Origin of the sequence: Pseudomonas sp. GM50 (genome assembly GCF_000282375.1) — a bacterium.
Lineage (GTDB): Bacteria > Pseudomonadota > Gammaproteobacteria > Pseudomonadales > Pseudomonadaceae > Aquipseudomonas.
On the sequence record NZ_AKJK01000113.1, the window covers coordinates 1 to 1,646 of the forward strand.

General features: G+C 55.7%; 1 protein-coding gene. It reads right to left on the reverse strand.

Translation table 11 applies throughout. From position 1 onward, the window contains the following. Nucleotides 1-55: 55 nt before the first annotated feature. Nucleotides 56-1,387, reverse strand: a complete 1,332-nt coding sequence (locus PMI30_RS03900) for an IS110 family transposase (protein ID WP_008013958.1) — start codon at nt 1,385-1,387, stop codon at nt 56-58. Nucleotides 1,388-1,646 lie beyond the last annotated feature (259 nt).

Consider the following 1,646-nt stretch of genomic DNA (forward strand, 5'->3'; position numbering starts at 1 on the left):
CGGGAGCAAGCTCTTATCAAACAAAAAATAACTCATTGTTTTTGCTCTTAAAAAATCAAGCGGCCTTGACCAACTGCATCCCCAACTTGCGCGCCTTTCGTTCCAAGGCACGCAATTGACGGTCACGGCTCTTCTCCTCAAATGCTTCAAGCCCCTTTTCTACATACGGTTGACCTTTGGTCAGCATGGCGTAAATGAGCCGTGCTAATTGGTGAGCTGTGGCTTTGATCGCGCAGCTGGTATCCATTCTCGTCAGTCTGGCGCGATGGCTGGCACCGATAAAGCTCTTGTCTTGGCGCGCGCTGGTTGCGGCCTGTTTCAGGGCCTGTGCGGCTCGATTTATGATTTTCGGTGCTTTACCTGGAAGTGGTTTTCCGCCTGATATCCGCGTCGGCGGTGCCAAACCAAGCCAGGAGCAAAAGTGTTGGGCGCTGGGAAACTTGGATAAATCTGGCCCCAGTTCGCTGGCTAACACGAGTGCCGTATCGATTCCGATAGTGGGGATCGCCGTTAAATCCACGCCCATTATTTTGTTCAAGGCTCGGTGCAAGACCGATTGTTCATCGCTTGTGCGGTGCGGGCTGCGTAACGATTTACCCGGTGCCTCGACCTTTTCCTCAAGAACCGGGAGTCGAGCCAACGCTTGAGCGATCGCCTGATCGCACTCGCCGATCTGCTTTTCCAGGAAATCATGACAAGCCAATTCCTGATCCAGGGCATGCAGATGTTCGGCTCGCCAGTTGCCATGCAAGCTTCGCGCGATAGTCGCCCGGTCGGCTTTGATGCGGCCATCCCGAAAAGCTGCGAGCTTTTCGGGATCCCGTTCTCCTTGAACGATAGCCCGTAAAATCTTCAGGCCGGTCACCCCGGTAATGTCGCTGATGACGTTCGCCAGCTGGATATTCATCTGGGTCAGGGCTTTTTGCATACGATTGATCGTCTTGGCCTGATCGCGGACTTTATTGGTCCGTTGGCGGACCAATGAGCGCAATGAGCAGATTTGATCCGCAGGGCGAAACGCGCCACTGAGCAACCCGTATGTCATGAGCTGGCGAATCCACTGACAATCAAGCACATCGGATTTGCGCCCGGAGGTCTGACGGGTAGCGCGCGAGTTGACGAGGTAGACCTCGAACCCGCGGGCATCGAGCACTTCGAAAAGGGGAATCCAGTAAACGCCGGTCGCCTCCATTGCCACGACTTTGACGTCCATTGAACCGAGCCAGTCGGCCAAGGCAATCAAATCATCGGTAAAGGTCGAGAATTGACGAACGGGGTCGTCGCATTTTTCTGGGTCGACGGCGACCCAGTGCTCTGAGCCGCCCACATCAATGCCGGAACAATCAGGATGGACGATTTCAAATCGCTTTTGGTTCTTGCGCGCCATGGCAATTCCTCGCAGGATTGAATGACGCGCGCGGGGTACACGGTGGCGAGCGGATTCACTCTCTTATACGAGGTCATGGTTTACGCCATGCCTTCAACGACTCCACGCCGATACCGTGCAGGCCACTCTCCCTCGCGGGTGCTGACACACCAGTGCTGGTTACGGCCTTTGCCCCGCGCGCGTACTTCAACTTTACGATGCCCCAGTTTGCTGCGCGACAGCGCTGCGTCGAAGACGGTGCGGGGACTCCCTCGCCACA